Raw genomic sequence first — 22119 nt, 5'->3', positions numbered from 1 at the left:
AAAAAAATCAATATTCCAATTAATTTAACATCGGCCAGCCATGACGGCAATGCGTTAAAATGGCTCCAGTTCTTCCGGTATGCCGCCAAGCCATTTCATTCCTGAAACAGAACGGAAATACTTCCCTCCCATCAGGGAAGATTCAATATCCCATATATTACGCAAATTGACATGCAGCCGGCAAACAAGGGATTCCGCGCTTGATACAATCAACCGGCGCCCTTCCTGCTTCACGACGCAGTTGATACCTAGAACGGAACCATCGGGCCTTTCCACAATATACGCATTCTGCAAGGCCATCTCAGCCATCAACTTGAATCCTTCATGGGCAAAATTATCAATCCCCCATTTCTGCCGCCATGTTGCATTAGGCTCCTTGTGCCAATCCGAAGACTGGCTGACATACTGCTCTCCCATCACCACGCGCTGAGGAACCGGGCGTCCGCTGCCGGAAGGCCATTCCACAAACTGGCAGGCATCAATATACGGATCAACCATGAATCCGAAACGCAGTTCTCCCGTTTTTTCATCCAAAAGCTGCAAACAGCATCCCAGCGTATTAAATGCCTGCCTCAAGTACTCATACTCTCCCGTCAGCAGATACAGGTACCAGCTTCCATACCCATCCCATGCGGACCATCCGCAGGGAGAATTCAGGGCATTCGTCATCAAATTCACCGTATACTGGAATTCCCAGAACCGCAGCGTGGCGCCATTCATCCGGCAATCCGGCACCAGCAGTGCAGAAAGGCAGGAGTGCTTCCGGTGCAATTCCCTGGCACGCTTCACGTAACGGGCGCGGCGGCCTTCATCCGTCTCTTTCAGGGCAGCCATGCCAAGCTGGGCCACGGAGCAGGAAACCATTCCGTCCTCAAACGTCAACTGCCCCTCCGTGTCTATGTTGTCCCCCCGAAGCTCCAAATCATCCAACGCCGCCCGGACGGAAGCGAGGTGGCGTTCATAACGGCTTTTCCAGACAGGATCGGTCATGCCCAGCTTCTTTTCATGAACCATCACCTCCATGATTGACTTGGCCGGATAAATGACCGAGGTGTAATGGGTTTTCCCCGATCGGAAGACCCCGTCCCGGCTCTGGCAGGAAATAAGAAAATCCGCCAAGCCAGAAGCATTCTCCAATGTGGCAATCTCTCCCGTCACCGCATACCGATCCGCCAAAATCCCCGCCATGGTCGCAGCATCCTGAATTCTATGGCGTCCATTCCTCATTACCTTTTTTCCGGCATCGAAAAGTTTGGGGAATAAAGACAAAAACACCTCCTCCGCTTTGGAATCCAGCTCCGGCTCCGGCACGTGAAGGCGGGACAGGAAATAAGAGTAAAACGGATAAAAACACTCGGCATGATGCGTCTCCGTCGGCAGCCATCGCAATCCCGCTTTCCTGGCCTGCCGCAGATAGGATGCCAGAGAAGGCCTCACAAACAAACTTCCTTCGCCAACCTTGCCATTACTTCCAAACACGGCGCATGTGTACATGCCACATCCGGACCCAGGCAGGAAAGACCACAGAAAACGTCCCTCTCCCGTTTTCTTTAAAGGAACGGTAAACAATTCACTGCGCGGACTCCGGATCTCCATTCTCACCACATCTCCCTCCACCGTTCCGCAAAAAGCCTGCCCTTCCTCCTGCGTATATAATTCCGCATCCAGAACCGGGATGCCAGTTAAAAAAGCCGCCTCCCTCTTCACTTCCCGCAAGGAATCCAGAATCTTGAAAAACAAACGGAAGGATGATGACTTTCCCGGTTCCAGCCTGGATAAATGTTGAGGATGACGGGGAGGAAGCGGGCCTCTGTGCATCAAATCCAGAAACACGGTCCGGATCCGGTGCGCGCCCATGTACCCCTGTTTGCCGCTGAAACACCGGGGGGACTGTTCATAATCATTAGCCCAGGAAGCGACAGGATCAGGAGAGGCAACCAAAAGCACGCGGCCGCCGGGACTCATGAAATATCCCCAGAAGCCGTCCCGCTCCGCACGCATCAGCGTTGGAAACATTTTCCCGTTCCAGGAGGGAAAACTCTCCATATAGCAATCCACGCCCAAATCCAGCCGCACACGGTCCGGTGCAAATACCTTGCCGGAATCATTCCTTACCCACGCCCGCAGACATAATGCGCCATGCTCCACACCATACTCCGCTCCATACGTAATACCTTCTTCCTTCACTTCCCCCCTGCCATTCCTGATCGTCAACGGGCCTTTCACCTCCGGAAACAAGGAACCGGAACGGAAGGGAACTCTTTCTCCGGAACCGTCTTCCAACAAGATGCAGTCCAGGGATCCATTTCCATTCACCCGGACGGAGAAACCGGGTAAATGGTACGTGTTCACACCGGAGTGGCAAAGAGGATCCTGCACATTTCCCCATGAAGAGAAACCCGCGCCGCACAACAAAAAAACTCCGGCCAGTACTTTTAAATAATTGCGGGAAAGAGGAACAAGCATCATCAACAATATACCCAATCAGGCAGAGAGAACTTTCAAGTGAGAAGGAAGGGTTCCTTCAGTTTCGTATTCCCCATTGTCCAAGTTCCCCTAAGGAGGAAACCGGGAGAAGGGGAGAGGGCCTTTTGATTGAAGGAGGCGATCAATCCTTGCTTGTTACTTTTGTTTTACCTCAGTATTTGAAGAAGAAGACACTATCAAGAAAAGAGCAAGCCCCGTCAGTTTTTGAACTGGCGGGGCTTGATGAAAAAAATCCCGGCGGCGACCTACTCTTGCGGGACCTATCGTCCGACTACCATTGGCGCGGCAGCGTTTCACTTCCGGGTTCGGAACGGGACCGGGTGGGACCACTGCGCTCTGGCCACCGGGCTTCAGGGGGAAGAGGGTTTCTCTTCATCCTGCCTGCCCGGGAGCCCTTGGGGGCTTTGAGGGGGGGATTTTTTGTATGTGTTTTGTGTGGCTTTAAGAAGATTTCTAAAAGAGGAGTGGCCTCTTGAGGAAAGTCAGCGTAAACTGACATCTGCGTGGCTGGTGGTGTTACTTTTTTTTAACATACATCGTATGAACAGGACAACGGTAAGTTGTTATTCACGAACGGGAGTGATGTAATATGATGAAGTCTATTGGTAATTAGTATCGCTTGGCTCAATACATTGCTGCACTTACACCTGCGACCTATCAACGTGGTGGTCTTCCACGAACCTATAGGGAAAACTCATCTTGGGATGGGCTTGGCGCTTAGATGCTTTCAGCGCTTATCCCGTCCGCACTTAGCTACTCGGCCATGCACTTGACAGTACAACCGATGCACCAGTGGTGCGTCAGACCCGGTCCTCTCGTACTAAGGTCTGAACCCCTCAATTTTCCAACGCCCACAGAGGATAGAGGACCGAACTGTCTCGCGACGTTCTGAACCCAGCTCGCGTGCCGCTTTAACCGGCGAACAGCCGGACCCTTGGGACCTTCTCCAGCCCCAGGATGCGACGAGCCGACATCGAGGTGCCAAACCACGCCGTCGATATGAACTCTTGGGCGTGATCAGCCTGTTATCCCTAAGGTACCTTTTATCCGTTGAGCGACGGCAATTCCACTTTCTACCGCCGGATCACTTGGGCCTGCTTTCGCATCTGCTCGACTTGTAGGTCTCACAGTTAGGCGGGCTTATGCCCATGCACTCGACACCCGGTTGCCAACCGGGCTGAGCCCACCTTCGCGCTCCTCCGTTACTCTTTGGGAGGATACCGCCCCAGTAAAACTGACCGGCTGACACGGTCCTCTGGCCGGATTCACGGCTCAGGGTTAGATCCTCCAGTTTCAAAGGGTGGTGTCTCATTGATGACTCGGACACCCCCTAAAGGGTGTCTTCAGCGTCTCCCACTTACTCTGAGCATTAAAACCGAAGAAACAATGACAGCTTACAGTTAAGGTCTATAGGGTCTTTCCGTCCTTCTGCGGGTAGGCGGCATCTTCACCGCCACTACAATTTCACTGAGCGCCTGGTTGAGACAGTGCCCAACTCGTTTCACGATTCGTGCAGGTCGGAACTTACCCGACAAGGAATTTCGCTACCTTAGGACCGTTATAGTTACGGCCGACATTCACCGGGACTTGGGTTCAGAGCTTCGCCTTGCGGCTAACCCCTTGCCTTAATCTTTCGGCATTGGTCACGTGTCACACCCTATACTTCGACTTGCGTCTTTGCAGAGTGCTGTGTTTTTGATAAACAGTCGGTTGGGCCATTTCTCTGCGGCCTGCATCGCTGCAGGCACCCCTTCTTCCGAAGTTACGGGGCTAATTTGCCGAGTTCCTTAACCAGGTTTCACTCTTACGCCTTGGTATATTCTACCCACCCACCTGTGTCGGTTTGCGGTACGGGTCGCTTAGCATATGCTGGGGCTTTTCTTGGCACTCGATCCAATGATGCGCTGAGTCCGTAGACTCAACTCGGAATTCAATAACCTAGTCATCTTTTCTCATGCGTCCTCCCAGTTTAAGGGTCGCGAGCTCAGGATTATTAACCTGATGTCCATCGCCTACGCCTCTCGGCCTCGGCTTAGGTCCCGGCTAACCCAGGGACGAAACACGTTGCCCTGGAAACCTCGGGTTTACGGCGGCCGGGGATTTCACCCGGCTTTACGTTACTCATGTCTGCATACTCACTTGCATACGCTCCAGGGTCAGTCGCCATCACCCTTCAACGCGTATGCAACGCTCTTCTACCACTCTACCATAAGGTAAAGTCCAGAGCTTCGGTATAACGCTTGATCGCCAATCATTTTCGGCGCAGGATCACTCGATGAGTAAGCTATTACGCATTTTTTAAATGGTGGCTGCTTCTAAGCCAACATCCTCACTGTCTGTGTAATCCCACATCCTTTCCACTGAGCGTTATTTAGGCACCTTAGCTGCTGGTCTGGGTTGTTTCCCTCTCGACAATGAAGCTTATCCCCCACTGTCTCACTGCCACGTTCCATTGCACGGTATTCGGAGTTTGATAAGGTTTGGTAAGCGGGTGTGCCCCCTAGCCTTGTCAGTGCTCTACCCCCGCGCATCAGCACGTGACGCTGCACCTAAATGCATTTCGAAGAGAACCAGCTATCACGGGGTTTGATTAGCCTTTCACTCCTACCCTCAGCTCATCAGAGAACTTTTCAACGTTCACCTGTTCGGTCCTCCACATGGTTTTACCCATGCTTCAACCTGGCCAAGGGTAGGTCACCTCCGCTTCGGGTCCAGTACCTGCGACTTAATTCGCCCTATTCGGACTTGCTTTCGCTACGACTCCGGGCCGGAAGCCCTTAGTCTTGCCACAAACACTGACTCGCAGACTCATTAAACAAAAGGCACGCCATCGCAGATCGCTCTGCTCTGACACTTTGTAGACATACGGTTTCAGGTTCTATTTCACTCCGCTCACAGCGGTTCTTTTCACCTTTCCCTCGCGGTACTTGTTCACTATCGGTCGCCAACTAGTATTTAGCCTTGCGCGGTGGTCCGCGCTGATTCATACATCGTTCCACGTGTGATGTATTACTCAGGATACCACTAATTCCCACGCTGGATTTCGTTTACAGGGCTTTCACCTTCTACGGCCAGCCTTTCCAGGCTGTTCTACTATCCAGTATGGTCGAATATGTCGTGGTCCTACAACCCCGAAGGAGTACCTTCGGTTTGGGCTCCATCCGCTTTCGCTCGCCACTACTTACGGAATCGATTTCTCTTTCTTTTCCTCCGCTTACTGAGATGTTTCACTTCAGCGGGTTTCGCGTTTCATACCCTATGTATTCAGGTATGAACGATCGAGTATTAACTCGATCAGGTTACCCCATTCGGATACCCCCGGATCATCGCTTGCTTGCAGCTTCCCGAGGATTTTCGCAGCTTGCCGCGTCCTTCTTCGCCTGTTGGCACCAAGGCATTCACCGTACGCCCTTACTTACTTCATCATATTGCAAAAGTTTTTTACCACTTCCACAATACCACAAAGCCCTTTCGTGACTTACTGTATTGTCTTATTTCTTGGTATGCATGTTTTAAATTGTGTATTGTAGTTGTTTTTCAACTACCCACTTTGTTGGAAAGCAATTGCTTCTCAGCAATTGTTTTCTTTGCCACGCAGATGTCAATTTTCGTTCTTCCCTCAATAATCGATTTGCTTTTGGTGGGCCTGACAGGACTTGAACCTGTGACCCCGCGCTTATCAAGCGCGTGCTCTAACCAACTGAGCTACAGGCCCGGCTTTGGGTCTCGCAGAGGCAGTTAACAGCGAACAGGTAATAGTTAATAGTTTTTACCTGGCGCCCTGGCCGCCCTCTTACCGAAACTGGTGGAGGCACGGGGACTCGAACCCCGGACATCCAGCTTGCAAAGCTGGCGCTCTACCAACTGAGCTATACCCCCAGTTGCGGTTCGGTTTGAAAAAAGGTCGTCACGCACGTCGTGCCTAGTTTCGCTCCAAGCGAACTGGCTGTTTACACATCTTTGGTTCGTTGCGGGCCCTCACGGGTTCCGCTCCCTCTTCCCTCAGGAAGAGATCCGACCTGTGCACTTCTAATGCACTTACTCCATAGAAAGGAGGTGATCCAGCCGCAGGTTCCCCTACGGCTACCTTGTTACGACTTCATCCCAGTTACCAGTCTCACCTTAGGACCCTGCCTCCTTGCGGTTGGCTTCAGATACTTCGGGTGCGACCGGCTTCCATGATGTGACGGGCGGTGTGTACAAGACCCGGGAACGTATTCACGGCGCCGTAGCTGATGCGCCATTACTAGCGATTCCGGCTTCGTGTAGGCGGGTTGCAGCCTACAGTCCGAACTGGGCCCAGTTTTTAGGATTTCCTCCGCCTCGCGGCTTCGGCCCCCTCTGTACTGGGCATTGTAGTACGTGTGCAGCCCTGGGCATAAGGGCCATACTGACCTGACGTCGTCCCCACCTTCCTCCCAGTTGATCTGGGCAGTCTCGCCAGAGTCCCCACCATTATGTGCTGGTAACTGGCAACAGGGGTTGCGCTCGTTGCTGGACTTAACCAAACATCTCACGACACGAGCTGACGACGGCCATGCAGCACCTGTGTAACGCCTCCGAAGAGTCGCATGCTTTCACATGTTTTTCATTACATGTCAAGCCCAGGTAAGGTTCTTCGCGTTGCATCGAATTAAGCCACATACTCCACCGCTTGTGCGGGTCCCCGTCAATTTCTTTGAGTTTTAATCTTGCGACCGTACTCCCCAGGCGGCACGCTTAACGCGTTAGCTCCGGCACGCAGGGGGTCGATTCCCCGCACACCAAGCGTGCACCGTTTACTGCCAGGACTACAGGGGTATCTAATCCCTTTCGCTCCCCTGGCCTTCGTGCCTCAGCGTCAGTTAATGTCCAGGAACCCGCCTTCGCCACGAGTGTTCCTCTCGATATCTACGCATTTCACTGCTACACCGAGAATTCCGGTTCCCCCTCCATTACTCTAGTCTCGCAGTATCATGTGCAGTCCGGGGGTTGAGCCCCCGCCTTTCACACACGACTTACGAAACCGCCTACGCACGCTTTACGCCCAGTGATTCCGAACAACGCTTGAGACCTCTGTATTACCGCGGCTGCTGGCACAGAGTTAGCCGTCTCTTCCTCTTGTGGTACTATCTTTTTAATTTGCTCCCACATGACAGGGGTTTACAATCCGAAGACCTTCATTCCCCCACGCGGCGTCGCACCATCAGGGTTGCCCCCATTGTGAATGATTCTCGACTGCTGCCACCCGTAGGTGTCTGGACCGTGTCTCAGTTCCAGTGTGGCCGGACATCCTCTCAGACCGGCTACCCGTCATCGCCTTGGTGAGCCGTTACCTCACCAACTAACTAATAGGACGCGAGCCCATCCCCAAGCGCATTGCTGCTTTAATCTTGCGATCTTATGCGGTATTAATCCCAGTTTCCCGGGGCTATCCCACTCTTGGGGGCAGGTTACTCACGTGTTACTCACCCGTGCGCCACTAGAGAATTATTAGCAAGCTACTAATCCTCTCGTTCGACTTGCATGTCTTATCCACGCCGCCAGCGTTCGTTCTGAGCCAGAATCAAACTCTCCATCAAAATAATTTTTGAAATTGCTGGACCAAATGGAATCTTTCGATTTCATCTGCGCCATGCTTCAGTCAGCTCTTCCCTCAAGTTGTGTCTCTCGAGGACATCTTCGCTCTGCCAAGCACGGCGCGCGTCACGACCTTTTTTCTTTCCCTTGCTTCTACCAATCCGCCCCTCTCGGAGCAAGGTCGCTCCTTCGGGTTTTTTCTCCTTCGACCGTCTCTCGACGACCTCCGGAAAACCCTCGGCGGGTTCGGTAGTCATTCCCTTGAAATCTTCTTATCGGAGCTCTCTTTCAAGCCCTCTTCCGGGTGGCCGGCCCCAGCCGCTTCAGCTCCTGTTTTCCAGGCCTTCCGCTGCCGGGCTTTTCATCCCGTCGCCGTGTTGGCGTGCCGAGAAGTCTATCAAAATCACCCCAAGTGTCAATTTTTTTCGAGTCGTTTTTCCAAAGGAACCTTTCATCAAGTTTGTCACGTTACATGACAACATAAACATTATGAATGTTTTAGGATTTTGTCATACTCCCCAAAAACGACGTCATTTTTTTGAACATTCCCTCACTCCACACTCCCCCCTCATCCAAGACAACCAGTTTTACCGCACAACAGGGTAAAAAAGGAGGGGGGGTTTCCCATCTACAGGGGCATTGGGCGCACCATTTTGCCGTTACCAATCCTTTTCCTTTCATGAAAGGCCTCCTGCCAAGGCTCTTTTCACCGCTTCTTTTTCCTTTTAAACCCTTTTCCCGGCGCCCCTGCCGTGAACATTCCACCTCCGGATTTTGTCTAACCGCGCATGAAGAATCAGGAAATCCATTTGCCAACGCCCGATCCCGAGCATCCTTACGGAGCGGGAAACGGGCGTTACCGTTTTCCGGATATCAACGGCATGAACCTGCTGGGGGATAATGTCTCCCTGCCTCCCATTGTGCCGAAAAGCTTTCATATCATGCTGACCGTGTTTCATCCGGAAACCCTGTACAGCATGAAGAAGTGGCTTCCGTTCTGCGAGGATGTACGCAAGCAGTACAAGCATACCCCCACCCCGGTGGAGTACACCATTCTGCTGGTTTTGCAGCCTCCGCCCATTGAAGGGGACGTTCCGGCTTTCACCCAGGCCCTGGGGGATATTCCGGATTTCTACATGAAGACCAATTCCCTGATTTCCTATTACGACCAGTCTTTTGTACGCCGCAGGCTTTCCCTTCATAAGAAGGCGGAGACCGCGATCGTCCTTCTGGACGGCAACGGCAATATTATCTGGATGGATGAGGGAGCCTTCACGTCCGCACGCGCGGAACATTTAAAGGTCATTCTGGAGACGCTTTCCCCGCTCGCGCCCAAGACAAGGACGCACTAGGAAACGGCGCGTCTTCTTCGCCTCATCCGCACTTTCCGTTTGAGCTTCCTTCCGGAATGCCTCATACTGGCCGCATGCCTACCATTTCTCTTGCTCTCGGGGAACGTTCCTACGATATCCACGTGGAAAACGGCGCGCTGGACCGCGTGGGTGAGTTTGCCTACCGCGCCGGACTGGACGGCAAGATCGCGATTATCACGGATACCCGCGTGGCTCCCCTTTATGCGGAACGCGTGATGAAGTCCCTGGAGAGCGCGGGCTTTATGCCCAGCCTGCATGTGGTGGAAGCCGGGGAAGCCTCCAAGAATATGCTTCAGGCGCAGGAATTGTGTTCCGAACTGGTACGGGCGGGCATTGACCGCACCGGATGCATCGCCGCCCTGGGCGGAGGCGTGGTGGGGGATTTGGCGGGTTTTGTAGCCTCCGTTTATTACCGGGGCATTCCTTTCATGCATATTCCCACAACGGTGGTGGCCCAGGTGGACAGTTCCGTGGGCGGAAAAACAGCCGTCAACATTCCGGAAGGGAAAAACCTGGTGGGCGCTTTCCACCAGCCAGCCGTCGTCGTGATTGATCCCACCACGCTGGTGACGCTGGACCGCCGGACTCTGGCGGAAGGACTGGCGGAAGCCGTCAAGCACGCCGCCATCAGGGACGCTTCCATGCTTCATGATTTGAAACGGCTGGGGCCGGAGCTTTCCATCGGCTTTTCCCTGAATACCATTTCCAGGCTTCCGGAGCTGATTGCCCGGAACGTGGCGATCAAGGCCCGCATTGTGGAGAGCGACGAGCTGGAGACGCTTGATATCCGCGCCCTGCTCAATTTCGGTCACACCATCGGCCACGGCATTGAAGCCGCCGTTCCCTACGGCACCATCCTGCATGGAGAAGCCGTGGCGCTGGGCATGCGCGCCGCCCTGTTCCTGAGCGAGCGGAAGGCCGGCTTGAGCCCTTCCGATTCCCGGAAGGTTCTTTGCGCTCTTGAAGCGCTGGAACTGCCCCTGGTCCTTCCGGACGATATCGACACGGAACTGGTACTCAAGAAAACGGCCTCCGACAAAAAATTCCGGGCCGGTACCATCCGCTTCGTCCTTCTCTCCAAGGCGGGGGAAGCGGGCATTTCCAAGAAGATCACGCGGGCAGACATGGCGGAAGCCATTGAAGAATTACGCCGCCCCCTGGCCTGATTTTCTCTCCGGAGTTTTCCCAATCCTCCGGAAAGGAGAATTCCATGTCCCCGTTTCAAAGACAGCCTTTTCCCGTTAAAGCGGGAAAACCGCTCTCACAAAAAATTGCGCCCCTCCCTTCCCTGAAAAACGGGGAGGGAAAGACGCTGATACAGTCCGCAACTGCCGGACGGAGGCAAGCGATTTCTACGGTTCCTCCGGAGTAGGTTCAAACGCATCCACATCCAGAGGCACACTGCCGGTGTATTCTCCGGTGTCCAGGTTGATCCCTTTTAAGGCGTCTTCCAGGGGCAGGGAGCCGTAACATTCCCGGCTGCCCAGGCGCATCAGTTCATTGGCGATGTTCACGCCTTCCTCATTGGAAATATCCTTGGGAAGGGAGGCGGCCAGCTCTTTCACCTCCTCCGCATGGGCGTTTGCCGTCGCCTGGTCCTGGATCAGCACCAGAACGGCCAGCATTTTTTCTCCCGGCGTTTTAGGCACCTCCTGTTCGGAGGGAACGGGAGTCTTCCCGGTCAGGTCCGGCTTTTTGCCGCCGTCGCAGGAAACAAGGGCCAATGCCGCCAAGGCCATTGTAAAAGGAATGAGATTTTGTTTCATAAAATAATGATCTATTGGTAAGCCGGAGGCCTCAGTGAATCCATCATGGACACAGGGGAATCCGGAGTCAAATCAGTTTTTTAATCTTATGAAATGTTTTTTCAGACAAAATATTCCGTTGCGTACGCTTTGCTTTCTGAACGGGGGGAGTATCCCTGTTCAACTAATAGCCAGAATATAGTGCATTCATTGGTTCCCTGCAGCAGACGCAATTTCCGGCAACGGGCGTTGCGTCTGCTTTTTTGCGTCACCACCCCAATACAGCGTTTGATTCCACCGCCTGACAACGTATAATTCCACCGAGATGGGTTCCCCTATTTGGAACAGACGCAGTTTTTTAAGAACCGCCGCGGGAACGGCCGGGTTCCTGGCGGCCATGCCCTATTTGAATGTAACCGCCGCCGGAGCCGTGCCGGACGCCAGGCCGCTCAAGGTGGGCCTGGTCGGCTGCGGAGGCCGCGGCCTGGGCGCCATGAAGAACGCGCTGGACGCGGACCCCGGAACAGTGGCCTGGGCACTGGCGGACGTGTTTCAGGAACGGATTGATTTCGGCTCCAACCTGCTGGCGGAGGAGTACGGCAGCCGCGTGCAGGTGGATAAGAGCCGCATGTTCGACGGCCTGGACGGCTACAAGAAGCTGCTGCAAACGGACATTGACGTGGTGCTGCTCTGCACGCCGCCCGCTTTCCGCCCGGAACATCTGGCGGCGGCCATTGACGCCAACAAGCATATTTATGCGGAAAAACCCGTGGCGGTGGACGTTCCCGGCGTGCTTTCCGTCCTGGAATCCGCACGGCTGGCCAAGCTCCGGAACCTGGTTATTCTGGACGGTTTCTGCTGGCGTTACGACAAGGCGAACGAAGCGGCCCACCACAAACTGTCTTCCGGCCAGCTGGGCCGCGTGCTTTCCTTTGACGGCCTTTATTACACCACGCCGCCCAAGTCCCCTCTGGCGCTGGATTCCCGCCCCGCGTCCGATACGGACGTGGCCTGGGCCCTCCGCAACTGGACTGCCTGGAACTGGCTGAGCGGCGGCCAGTTCGTGGAACAGATCGTCCACACGATTGACGGCATGGTGTGGTCCATGAATGAGCAGCTTCCGCTGGCGGCTTTCGGCTCCGGCGGACGCGCCCAGCGCCGGGACGATGGAGACGTATGGGACCATTACGACGTTTATTTTGAATATGACCACAACGTGGCCGCCCACATCTCATGCAGGCAGTGGGTAGGCTGCCACGGGGAGATCGTGGACCGGACGGTTTGTGAAAAAGGCATGCTGGTCACTCCGTACCGTCCCCACATCCAGGCGGATAAACGCTGGCGTTTCCGCGGAGAACGGGGCAATATGTACGCAGACACGCACGTGGCCTTTTACCGTTTCCTCCGCTCCGGCACCTGGACGCAGACGCTGGAAAGCGCGGCCAACAAGACCCTGGCGGCCATCATGGGACGCGAGGCAGCCCATACCGGGCAGCGCATCACCTGGGAACAGATTAAAAAGAATACCACGCGGCTGGTGCCTGAAGACCTGACGATGGATACGCCGCTGCCCCCGGCCCGCATTCCGCGGCCGGGCAGGACAGCCTGACGGCGGGCCCCGCCTTTTCTCTCTACCGGACCATGGCCAACATCTTTCCACCCAATACCAACAGGCGCTTTTACGGAGGCGTCGCGCTGATTGCGCTTGCCGCCGCACTGGCGCTGGGGGGCCTGTATTACGTCAATTTCCAGGTTCCGGAGTACGAACCCGTGCAACCCGTCCGTTTTTCCCATAAACTCCACGCCGGAGACTTGAACATGAGCTGTACGGCCTGCCACAGCGCAGCCCGCCGCTCGCCCAGGGCAGGCATTCCGGATACGAAGTCCTGCATGGGCTGCCACCAGCATATTCTTCCCAACAGCCCGCTCATCGCTCCGCTGCGCCAGGCAGCCGATCCCCAATATCCCGGCTACACGGGTGAACCGGTCCGCTGGGTGATGGTCAACCGGCTGTCCGGCCACGCCTATTTCAACCACATGGCCCATCTGAACCGCGGCATCGGCTGCACTTCATGCCATGGCGACGTAGCGGGCATGGAACGCATCAGGGCCCCGCGGGATGCCCGCATGCAGTGGTGCCTGGACTGCCACCGCAACCCGGCGCCGCACCTGCGCCCGCTGGAGGAGACGGACGCCTCCCATTATTCCGCCGCGGATTACCTCCGCACGCATTCCGTCCGGGATGCGGAAGGAAACCGCCTCCGGACTCCCCTTCAGTTGGGAGATTTCCTGAAACGCCAGTGGAAGATCCAGCCAAAACTGGATTGCTCCACATGCCACCACTAGCAGTACGGAAAGCCTCCGCAGCGCTTAATTTCCACGTTAAATTTTTCTAAAAACCTCCAGCCCTCCCACTTTGTCCAGCCAACAGCCAGCTCCCGGGAATGACGTTCCCCAGAACCATCCCGCTTTTCTTCCGGAAGAAGAGCGGGAGATGACGCGCCGTTCCTTTATGAAATGGATGGGAGCGGGTGCCGCCCTGGTGGGGGTGGGGCTGCCCGCCTGCCGCCGCGTGGAGAAGTACCTGGTTCCCTATAACGAAGGGCCGGAGTGGTCCGTTCCCGGCGTGGAGACGGCTTACGCCACCTGCCTGACCATGGGGGGAAGCGCCCGTCCCGTCCTGGCCGCCTGCTATGAAGGGCGCCCCGTCAAGCTGCTTCCCTCCCTGCCATATCCGGAGGGTCCGGGCCTGTCAGCCACAGCCCAGGCCTCCATTCTGGACCTTTACGATCCGGGCCGCAGCAAGCACATCCTGTTCCATGGCAAGCCGGCCTCCGGGGACGAGTTCCGCGGCGCCTTTTCCTCCTGGTCCCGCAATCTTCGGGACGGCGGCAAGATGGGCCTTCTTCTTCCCGGAACGGATTCCCCCCTGGTGCGCTCCATGCTGGAGGAAATCACCAGGAAAAACCCCGGCATCCGGATTTACCATGACTCCCCCGTTCCCGCTCCCGGCTCCGCCATGCAGGCAGGCCTGCCGGAGGAAGTGCGGTTCCGCGTCCGGTTCACCCGCGCCAAGCGCATCCTTGCCCTGGACTGCGATTTTCTGCATGAAAATCCTTACGGCAACACCCGTGACTTCATCGCCGCCCGTTCTCCGGAGGGCCTCCATTACAAGGAGGAGAACCGGAACCGCACGCGCCTTTACGCCGCGGAGGGCCGCGTTTCCCTGACCGGGGCCCATGCCGACCACAGGCTGCCTGTTTCTCCCGCCCGTCTGGCGGTTTTTACGGAGGAGCTGTTCCACTACGTCGCCAGCAGAAAATTCTCCCCCCAGGCCGCCCCACGTATCCCTGCCTCCCTGACGGAACGGGAATTCGCGTGGCTCCGCCACTGCGGGGATGATTTATACAGCCATCCCGGAGAAAGCCTGGTCCTGCTGGGGGATAACCATCCGGAGCTTTCCGGGTGGGTCTGGAAGCTCAACCGCCTCCTGGGCGCCATCGGAACCTGCATCCAGCTTTTGGAGGCTCCGGCCTCCGTGCCCCACGGCACGCTGGGGGATTTCATCCGGGACATCCGCCAGAAAAAGGTGGACATCGTTTTCCTGCTGGATTCGGGAAATCCCGTGCTGGATTCCGGGCATGGCCCCGCACTGGCGGAGGCCCTGAACGGAACGGAAAGCATCCACCTGGGCATGTATGAGGATGAAACTTCCCGCGCCTGCCGGTGGCACCTGCCGGCGGCCCACCCCCTGGAAGCCTGGGGAGTGGAAAGGGACCGCCGAGGGAGATTCTGCTACCGCCAGCCCGTCATCCTTCCCCTGTATGGCGGAATTTCCCCGGAGGAAGTGCTTTCCGGCCTGCTTTCCACCAGGGGGCAGCTCATCACGGCGGACAATTCACCCACCCATCTTTCCCCCGTTTACCACCGGGCGCGCAAATGCTTTGAACGTGCCGTGAATCCGGAGAACAAGACCGCCGCCTGGACAGAGGCACTCCAGCGCGGCTATTCGGACGAAACGGCGTACCCCCCCCTCTCCCCACAGGAAGAATCCGCTTTCGCAGCCATCACGCCGGATGTGTCCGTTACGGAGGCCCGCCCCCATGCGGACGCGCCGGGGAGCGGACTGCTGGAACTGCAATTTTGCCCGGATTACACCATCGGGGACGGCCGCTGGAAGCGCAACGCCTGGATGCAGGAATGCCCGGACCCCGTCACGGGCGTCAGCTGGGCGGCTTCCGCACAGGTTTCCCCCGCCACCTTCCGCCGGCTGGGCGGCGCGGGGTCCGGCCCCATGCTCTGTACCATCACGGCCCCCGCAGGGCGGATGGAAGTGATCCTGTGCCCCATTCCCGGAGTGGCGGAAAATCTGCTGGTGCTACCACTGGGGTACGGCGGCATGAACCACGTGGCGGAAGGCCAGCGGAATTCCAACGGGTATGAACTCCGCACGCAGGTGAACCAGGCGCACGGCTGCGGAATTTCACCGGACCAGGTTGTCCTGCGCGGCCTTCCGGACCGTACGGAGGCCATTCAAAGCCCGGTGGTCCGGCCCTCCCCCTTCACAGCCGGGACGGCCCCGGCTTCAGCCCCGTTCACTTCTCCCGGCGCAGATACCGTTTATCAATGGAAAATGGCGATTGACACCTCGCGCTGCATCGGCTGCAACGCCTGCATGATTGCCTGCCGGGCGGAGAATAACATTCCCGTGGTGGGCCGTGACCAGATGGCGAAGGGCCGCGCGCTGGACTGGATACGCCTTGACAGGTATTTCACGGAGGAGGGGGCCCTTACCGCCATTCCCGTGGCCTGCCAGCAGTGCGGCAAGGCCCCGTGCGAGTCCGTATGCCCCGTAAACGCCACCGTCCACACCACGGAAGGGCTGAACGCCATGGTGTACGCACGGTGCTGGGGCACCCGGTACTGCGCCACCAACTGCCCGTACAAGGCGCGCCGCTTCAACTTTTTTGACTATGCGAAGGCGTCTGAGGAAGCCACCCGCCTCCAGCGCAATCCGAACGTGACTGTCCGCTCCCGCGGCGTCATGGAAAAATGCACCTACTGTGTCCAGATGGTGGAACGCGCCAAAATCCGGCATAAATCCCGCCTGATGAAGGAGCACCCGGGGCAGCCCTCCACCTCCGTCCGGGTGACGGAGAAGGACCTGCTCCTGCCGGACGGCGCGGCGCAGACCGCCTGCCAGCTGGCGTGCCCGATGGGCGCCATCACCTTCGGAAACGTGCTGGATACGTCCTCCGCCGTCTTCCGCGCCAAATCCCTGCCGCGCCATATGGACCTGCTGCCCACCCTGGGGACGGAACCCGGCACCGGCTACCTGGCCCCGGCGCGCAACCCGAACCCCGCCATGGAAGAGTAAGCCCCCGGAGGTGGATTCATTAAAACATCCGCTCCGCCAAAGAATAAGGCCGTCCTTTTCCAAGGACGGCCTTACCAGTCAAAGGTTTTTACAAACTGATCACTTAGTCTTCCACAATTTGTTCCACGGACGTGATCGTTTCCACCACTTCAATGTTGGCGGCGTCAGCGAAGTTGTTCACGGCCTTGAGCAGAGCGGGGGTCATGAGCTTGTCCTTCTGAATGCGTTCGCAGTTTTCCAGCATGTCCACGATGGTATCCTGGGCATCGCCGTTCATCTTGGTGATTTTAATGGCCTGTTCGGAATTGAGCTTCATCTTTTCCATGGCCTTGTCCAGCTGCTTGGCCTGCTCGGTCAGCGCATTGATCTGCTTGATGGCGATGGCAACCGCCGCATTGTCCTTCACGTCGTCCAGAACCTTGTTGGCGGAAGAAATGAGGTCGATATTCTGCTTAACCATCTGCACGGGATCGGCAGCGTTCTGGGCAAGAGCGGAGGCGGAGCATACGATGGCCACCACGGGGAGTATTTGGTACGTTTGAATCATTGTTTTATCGGTGTTCGGGTTAAAGAAGAGTCATCCTCTTTGCCTCTTTAGATTCATTCCAAGACAGAAACCGTTGCACGCCGTATCTGTCATACACTTCCTACCGGCTGACTGTCAGCAGGCCACAAGCAAACAATATTATCCCGTTACACGCCTTTCCTCCCCGTTTTCCAGTAGAAAACGGAGCGGGCGGTACTTGGCGGATTCCAGATCGGGGTCTTCCGCCAGAATGGCCTCCGCCAGCTCCCGCCCGCGGTGGATCAGGCGCGCATCCAGCAGCCATTCCTCAAAGCGTACGCCCTTCAGGCCGCTCTGGGAGGTCCCCAGCACGTCGCCGGGGCCGCGAAGCTTCAAATCCTGCTCCGCCAGGTCAAACCCGTTGGCCGTGGTTTCCACAATGCGCAGTTTCTCCCACTGTTCATCTTCCGGCAGGGCCTCCGTCATCAGGATGCAGTAGGACTTATGCGCTCCGCGGCCAATGCGCCCGCGGAGCTGGTGCAGCTGGGAAAGGCCAAAGCTTTCCGCATTGTTGATAATCATCACCGTGGCGTTCGGCACATCCACCCCCACTTCCACCACCGTAGTGGCCACCAGCACGCTGATGCGGTTGGCGCGGAAATCCTTCATCACGGCCTCCTTTTCTTCAGAGGACATCCTCCCGTGCAGCAGCCCCACATCCACCTGGGGCAGAAGCGCCTTCCATTCGTCCAGCTCCTTCGTCACGGCCTTCCCTTTCCGGGATTCCTCCCCGTCAATGAGGGGGGAAACCACGTAAATTTGCCTTCCCTCCTCCAGCTGGCTCCGAACGAACGCAACCACCTTCCCCTTGTCCTTCTCCGTGCGGATGGCCGTCACCACGGGGCCGCGGCCCCCGGGAACGCCGTCCAGGATGGAGACGTCCAGATCCCCGTAAAAAGTCAGCGTCAGCGTGCGCGGAATGGGGGTGGCGGTCATCACCAGTACGTCCGGCCGCTCTTCCCGGTCAATCAGCTTTTCCCGCTGGTTCACGCCGAATTTGTGCTGTTCGTCAATCACGACCAGCCCCACACGTTCCGGAACGTTTTTCCCGTACAGCAGCGCGTGCGTGCCCACGACAATTCCTCCCTGGTTCCCGAACGCCACGTGGGATTCCTCCTTCCTGTCCGCCGTCACCAGGGACACGGGAACGTCCAGCTTGTCCAGCATCTGGCGGAACTTCAAATAATGCTGCTCCGCCAGAATCTGGGTGGGGGCCATCATCACGGCGGAATATCCGTGCTCCACGGCCAGCAGCATCGCGCACAGGGCCACCAGCGTCTTTCCGGACCCCACATCCCCCTGGAGCAGGCGGTTCATGGAGTGCGGGGCCTTCATGTCCCGGTAAATCTCCCTCACGCAGCGCTTCTGGGCTTCCGTCAGCTCAAACGGCAGGGAATCCGCCAGGTCCTTCACCAGATGGCTGGACCCTGCGGTCCGCATGCCGGGCACCGCCTCAGCGCGCCGTCTCCGGTAAGCCACGTTCAATTGCTGGGCCAGGCATTCTTCCAGCGCAAAACGCCTTCTGGTCCGGTCCCGCGCCTCCACGGATTCCGGAAAATGAAGGTCCTTCAGCGCCGTCTTGCACGGGATGTCCGGCACAAACTCGTAAACCTCCGGTTCCGGCGCGGGGGAAAGACAGGATAGAGCCTCCCAGACGATTTCCCGCAGCCTGCGCACGGCAATCCCCATGCGGCCGCTGTATACGGGAACAATGCGGTTCAAGTGGATGGACTGGTCATCCCCCTCCCGGATGAGTTCAAAATCCGGATGGACGATGCTCAGCTTCTTCCCGTACAGCTTCATGCGTCCATACACGATCATCTCCTGCCCGGCGCACAGCATCCTGGCCACGCCCGGCATGCTGAACCACAGGCAGGAAAAACGAGCGCGCCCCAGGGACTGCTCATCCTCCAGCACGGCTTCCACATAACGCCCGCGGCCCTTGCCGCCCTTCCCTCCCCAGCCTTTCCAGCCCACGTCCACCACGCGCCCCCTCAGGCAAACGGGCGCGCCGGAAGACAGAGAATCATAATGGTCAAACATGCGGCGGTCCTCATACCTGCGCGGCAGCGTGAACAGCAAATCCCGCACGGTGGCCATTCCCGCGGCCTGCATGGCCGCCAGCTCCCTGGGGCGGATGAAGGCGCACTCCTCCAGGGGAGATGTCAAAAGCAGCTCTCCGGCCATGGGTCCAGGCGTATTCCTCACAGATCGCATCATGATGCGCGCGCCTCCGTCAGAGCGCCGCGGCGGGACGGGTTTCCAGGCAGCGCCTGTAGTAATCCACGCGGGAAACGAACCAGCTCCACTTATGCCCCGGACGCCCGTTGGTCAGCAGCGGGGCCGGACAGTTCTTGCCCGTCCAGTAATAATGGGGCACTACATTGCGGAGGGGGATGTTGTACTGCTTCATCAGCACGGCCGTCAGCTTGGCGGAGCGGTTCCAGGTGACGATGGGGTTGTGGCTTCTTACCTCGCCCATTTCAATCCCGATGGAATACATGTCCCCGGGGCCGCCGCGGTCCGCATGCCGCCCCGTCTCATTCAGCGGAATATGCTGGATGGCCCGGTACTGGTCCACCGTAAAATGCCAGTTCAGGGAGCCCATGGCCCCCCTTTTCAGCGCCCGGGCGTGCGCCGCGGCGTCTCCCGTGGGATTGGCCGTGCTGTGGATGGTGATGAAGCGCGGACGCATGGAACGGGCCGCACGGCGCGGGCGGGAACGCGGGGACATGAAATCACGGCTGATATGCACCTCCCGGGACATCTGGGACATGGTGCGCGGCACGGGGGGAGCGTTCTGAATCTTGAAGCTGACGGCGGGCGGCCGCGAGGCATCCGAACACGCCGCCAGCAGGGCCGGCAGCACCAGAATCACCGCATTTGCCATCAACTTTCTAACATTCATGATTCTTCCCTAGACTATCACGCGCGAGCTGGCAAGCAGATTTCCAGTCAAAACAGCCTTTTTTCTGCTTACGGGAACACGGCAACAGGGAAAAAACAGGGCCCCGGGAACGGTCCCGCCCGGAGCGCCCCGTATTCCGGGCAACGCCTTCCCCTGCACCGGATTTTCCCTCCCGGAGAAACAAAACGGCCCCGCAAAAAGCCGCACGGGAGACTTGCCAACGCCCATTTCCGTGCATACACTATTTGCACCATGAGTACCACTCACGAAGCAGCTAAGAAGTGGGTCGAAGAAATCGCCCAGCTTTGCCAACCCGACTCCATCTATTGGTGCAACGGCTCTCAGGAAGAAAATGATGAGCTTTGCAACATGATGGTTGAAAAGGGCACCTTTATCAAACTGAACCCCGAGAAGCGCCCCGGATGCTTCCTCGCCCGTTCCACCCCCTCCGATGTGGCCCGTGTGGAAGACCGCACGTTCATCTGCAGCGAGAAGGAAGAAGACGCCGGCCCGACCAACCACTGGGCCGACCCCGCCGAAATGAAGACCAAGCTGAAGGGCTTCTTCAAGGGCTGCATGAAGGGCCGTACCATGTACGTGATTCCCTTCTGCATGGGTCCCCTGGACTCCCCCCTGGCCAAGATCGGCATTGAAATCACGGACTCCCCCTACGTCGTGGTCAACATGCGCATCATGACCAAGATGGGCGCACAGGTTCTCAAGCGCCTGGAAGACGAAGTCAAGGGCGGCGGCAACCCGAAGCGCGACGGCTACGGAACCTTCGTTCCCTGCCTCCACACCGTGGGCGCCCCGCTTGCAGACGGCCAGATCGACGTGCCGTGGCCCTGCAATGAAGAAAAATACATCTGCCACTTCCCGGAAACGGAAGAAATCTGGTCCTTCGGTTCCGGTTACGGCGGCAACGCCCTGCTCGGCAAGAAGTGCCTGGCCCTGCGCATCGCCTCCGCCATCGCCCGCAAGAACAAGTGGATGGCTGAACACATGCTCCTCCTGGGCATTGAATCCCCGGACGGCACGAAGGCCTATGTCGGCGGCGCATTCCCGTCCGCCTGCGGCAAGACCAACCTGGCCATGCTCGTTCCCCCCGCTTCCTACCGCGAAGCCGGCTGGAAGACATCCATCATCGGTGACGACATCGCCTGGATCTGGCCCCATGAAGACGGCACCTTCCACGCCATCAACCCGGAAAACGGCTACTTCGGCGTGGCTCCCGGCACGTCCTACAAGACGAACCCGATCGCCATGGACACCATCAAGGAAAACGTCATCTTCACCAACGTGGGCCTGACGGACGACGGCGACGTCTGGTGGGAAGGCATGGACGGCCCCGCTCCCGCCCACGCCATCGACTGGCAGGGCAATGACTGGACCCCGGACTGCGGCCGCAAGTGCGCTCACCCGAACGCCCGCTTCACCGCTCCCGCCGCCCAGTGCCCGACGATCGACCCCGAATGGCAGAACCCGGAAGGCGTTTCCCTCTCCGCGATCCTGTTCGGCGGCCGCCGCGCCACCACCATGCCCCTCGTCTTCCAGTCCCGCGACTGGACGCACGGCGTATACGTCGGCGCTACGATGGGCTCCGAAATGACCGCCGCCGCCTTCGGTAACATCGGCCAGGTCCGCCGCGACCCGATGGCCATGCTTCCCTTCATCGGCTACAACGTGGGCGACTACTGGCAGCACTGGCTGGACATGGGCAAGACCGTGGCCAATCCTCCGCTGATCTTCAACGTGAACTGGTTCCGCAAGGACAAGGACGGCAACTTCATCTGGCCGGGCTTTGGCGACAACATGCGCGTTCTCGACTGGATCCTCCGCCGCGCCAAGGGCAAGACGGAAGGCCAGAAGACCGTGCTGGGCGTCTCCCCGACCTATGCCGAACTGGACAAGACCGGCCTGGACTACAGCGAAGAACAGTTCAACGCCAACATGGCTCTCAACCCGAGCGAATGGCAGGCTGAACTGGAAAGCCAGACCGAACTGTTCGACAAGGTGGGCAAGAAGCTCCCGGCCGAACTGGAAGAACAGCGCCAGATCCTCATCAAGAGCTTCTCCTAAGCAGAGAAACTCCTGACTGAGCGTCA

11 protein-coding genes, 2 tRNA genes and 3 rRNA genes are annotated in these 22119 nt (G+C 57.6%); 6 read left to right on the top strand and 10 right to left on the bottom strand.

What is annotated here, in order from left to right:
* Positions 1-54: 54 nt before the first annotated feature.
* The 6 genes from ABGM91_RS06655 to ABGM91_RS06630 form a co-directional block, all read right to left on the bottom strand.
* Positions 55-1119 carry a hypothetical protein gene (locus tag ABGM91_RS06655; RefSeq protein ID WP_354830700.1) on the bottom strand — a complete coding sequence of 355 codons (1065 nt, stop codon included), beginning with the start codon at positions 1117-1119 and terminating at the stop codon, positions 55-57.
* 1600 nt (positions 1120-2719) lie between these two features.
* Positions 2720-2835: ribosomal RNA gene (gene rrf, locus ABGM91_RS06650) — 5S ribosomal RNA — on the bottom strand.
* 241 nt (positions 2836-3076) lie between these two features.
* Positions 3077-5912 (bottom strand): 23S ribosomal RNA (locus tag ABGM91_RS06645).
* Positions 5913-6125: 213 nt separating this feature from the next.
* Positions 6126-6202: transfer RNA gene (locus ABGM91_RS06640), tRNA-Ile, on the bottom strand.
* 88 nt (positions 6203-6290) lie between these two features.
* Positions 6291-6366: transfer RNA gene (locus tag ABGM91_RS06635), tRNA-Ala, on the bottom strand.
* Between the two features lie 170 nt (positions 6367-6536).
* Positions 6537-8048 (bottom strand): 16S ribosomal RNA (locus ABGM91_RS06630).
* The 16S, 23S and 5S rRNA genes sit together here with 2 tRNA genes alongside, the layout of an rRNA operon.
* 786 nt (positions 8049-8834) lie before the next feature.
* On the opposite strand from ABGM91_RS06630, the gene ABGM91_RS06625 reads away from it, so the two are divergent.
* Both ABGM91_RS06625 and aroB read left to right on the top strand, forming a co-directional pair.
* Positions 8835-9398, top strand: a complete 564-nt coding sequence (locus ABGM91_RS06625) for a hypothetical protein (protein ID WP_354830698.1) — start codon at positions 8835-8837, stop codon at positions 9396-9398.
* Between the two features lie 74 nt (positions 9399-9472).
* Entirely contained in the window at positions 9473-10585 is a 1113-nt protein-coding gene (gene aroB / locus ABGM91_RS06620) for a 3-dehydroquinate synthase (RefSeq protein WP_354830695.1), read from the top strand.
* A gap of 186 nt (positions 10586-10771) precedes the next feature.
* Here the strand turns inward: aroB and ABGM91_RS06615 are convergent, their stop codons facing one another.
* Positions 10772-11185, bottom strand: a complete 414-nt coding sequence (locus tag ABGM91_RS06615) for a hypothetical protein (protein WP_290565621.1) — start codon at positions 11183-11185, stop codon at positions 10772-10774.
* A gap of 304 nt (positions 11186-11489) precedes the next feature.
* Here ABGM91_RS06615 and ABGM91_RS06610 point away from each other — a divergent pair, with 304 nt between their 5' ends.
* From ABGM91_RS06610 to ABGM91_RS06600, 3 genes are all read left to right on the top strand, one after another.
* On the top strand, positions 11490-12773 hold the full coding sequence (locus ABGM91_RS06610) for a Gfo/Idh/MocA family oxidoreductase (protein ID WP_354830691.1): 1284 nt from the start codon (positions 11490-11492) through the stop codon (positions 12771-12773).
* A gap of 32 nt (positions 12774-12805) precedes the next feature.
* Entirely contained in the window at positions 12806-13510 is a 705-nt protein-coding gene (locus ABGM91_RS06605) for a cytochrome c3 family protein (protein ID WP_354830689.1), read from the top strand.
* A 175-nt stretch (positions 13511-13685) separates the two neighbouring features.
* Positions 13686-16541, top strand: a complete 2856-nt coding sequence (locus tag ABGM91_RS06600; protein WP_354830686.1) for a 4Fe-4S dicluster domain-containing protein — start codon at positions 13686-13688, stop codon at positions 16539-16541.
* Between the two features lie 103 nt (positions 16542-16644).
* On the opposite strand, the gene ABGM91_RS06595 is transcribed toward ABGM91_RS06600, so the two are convergent.
* The 3 genes from ABGM91_RS06595 to ABGM91_RS06585 all read right to left on the bottom strand — a co-directional run bounded on the left by ABGM91_RS06595 (position 16645) and on the right by ABGM91_RS06585 (position 20014).
* On the bottom strand, positions 16645-17088 hold the full coding sequence (locus tag ABGM91_RS06595; protein WP_290565625.1) for a hypothetical protein: 444 nt from the start codon (positions 17086-17088) through the stop codon (positions 16645-16647).
* A 138-nt stretch (positions 17089-17226) separates the two neighbouring features.
* A complete protein-coding gene (gene recG, locus ABGM91_RS06590) occupies positions 17227-19293 on the bottom strand; it encodes an ATP-dependent DNA helicase RecG (protein ID WP_354830683.1) in 2067 nt (688 codons plus the stop codon).
* 49 nt (positions 19294-19342) lie between these two features.
* The gene (locus ABGM91_RS06585) at positions 19343-20014 is read right to left on the bottom strand and encodes an N-acetylmuramoyl-L-alanine amidase (protein WP_215427378.1); all 672 of its coding nucleotides are present in this window, start codon (positions 20012-20014) and stop codon (positions 19343-19345) included.
* A gap of 252 nt (positions 20015-20266) precedes the next feature.
* On the opposite strand from ABGM91_RS06585, the gene ABGM91_RS06580 reads away from it, so the two are divergent.
* Positions 20267-22093, top strand: a complete 1827-nt coding sequence (locus tag ABGM91_RS06580; protein WP_215427380.1) for a phosphoenolpyruvate carboxykinase (GTP) — start codon at positions 20267-20269, stop codon at positions 22091-22093.
* Positions 22094-22119 lie beyond the last annotated feature (26 nt).

The organism is Akkermansia muciniphila (assembly GCF_040616545.1).
Lineage (GTDB): Bacteria > Verrucomicrobiota > Verrucomicrobiia > Verrucomicrobiales > Akkermansiaceae > Akkermansia > Akkermansia muciniphila_E.
Note: the sequence above shows the minus strand (reverse complement) of the source record. Positions and strands in the feature narration are given on the sequence as shown.

What these genes read in the sequence shown, in the direction of transcription:
- ABGM91_RS06585 (WP_215427378.1), bottom strand. Translation starts at nt 20,014, where the DNA reads ATGAATGTTAGAAAGTTGATGGCAAATGCGGTGATTCTGGTGCTGCCG.
- ABGM91_RS06600 (WP_354830686.1), top strand. Translation starts at nt 13,686, where the DNA reads ATGGGAGCGGGTGCCGCCCTGGTGGGGGTGGGGCTGCCCGCCTGCCGC.
- ABGM91_RS06595 (WP_290565625.1), bottom strand. Translation starts at nt 17,088, where the DNA reads ATGATTCAAACGTACCAAATACTCCCCGTGGTGGCCATCGTATGCTCC.
- ABGM91_RS06610 (WP_354830691.1), top strand. Translation starts at nt 11,490, where the DNA reads ATGGGTTCCCCTATTTGGAACAGACGCAGTTTTTTAAGAACCGCCGCG.
- recG (WP_354830683.1), bottom strand. Translation starts at nt 19,293, where the DNA reads ATGGCCGGAGAGCTGCTTTTGACATCTCCCCTGGAGGAGTGCGCCTTC.
- ABGM91_RS06615 (WP_290565621.1), bottom strand. Translation starts at nt 11,185, where the DNA reads ATGAAACAAAATCTCATTCCTTTTACAATGGCCTTGGCGGCATTGGCC.
- aroB (WP_354830695.1), top strand. Translation starts at nt 9,473, where the DNA reads ATGCCTACCATTTCTCTTGCTCTCGGGGAACGTTCCTACGATATCCAC.
- ABGM91_RS06605 (WP_354830689.1), top strand. Translation starts at nt 12,806, where the DNA reads ATGGCCAACATCTTTCCACCCAATACCAACAGGCGCTTTTACGGAGGC.
- ABGM91_RS06625 (WP_354830698.1), top strand. Translation starts at nt 8,835, where the DNA reads ATGAAGAATCAGGAAATCCATTTGCCAACGCCCGATCCCGAGCATCCT.
- ABGM91_RS06580 (WP_215427380.1), top strand. Translation starts at nt 20,267, where the DNA reads ATGAGTACCACTCACGAAGCAGCTAAGAAGTGGGTCGAAGAAATCGCC.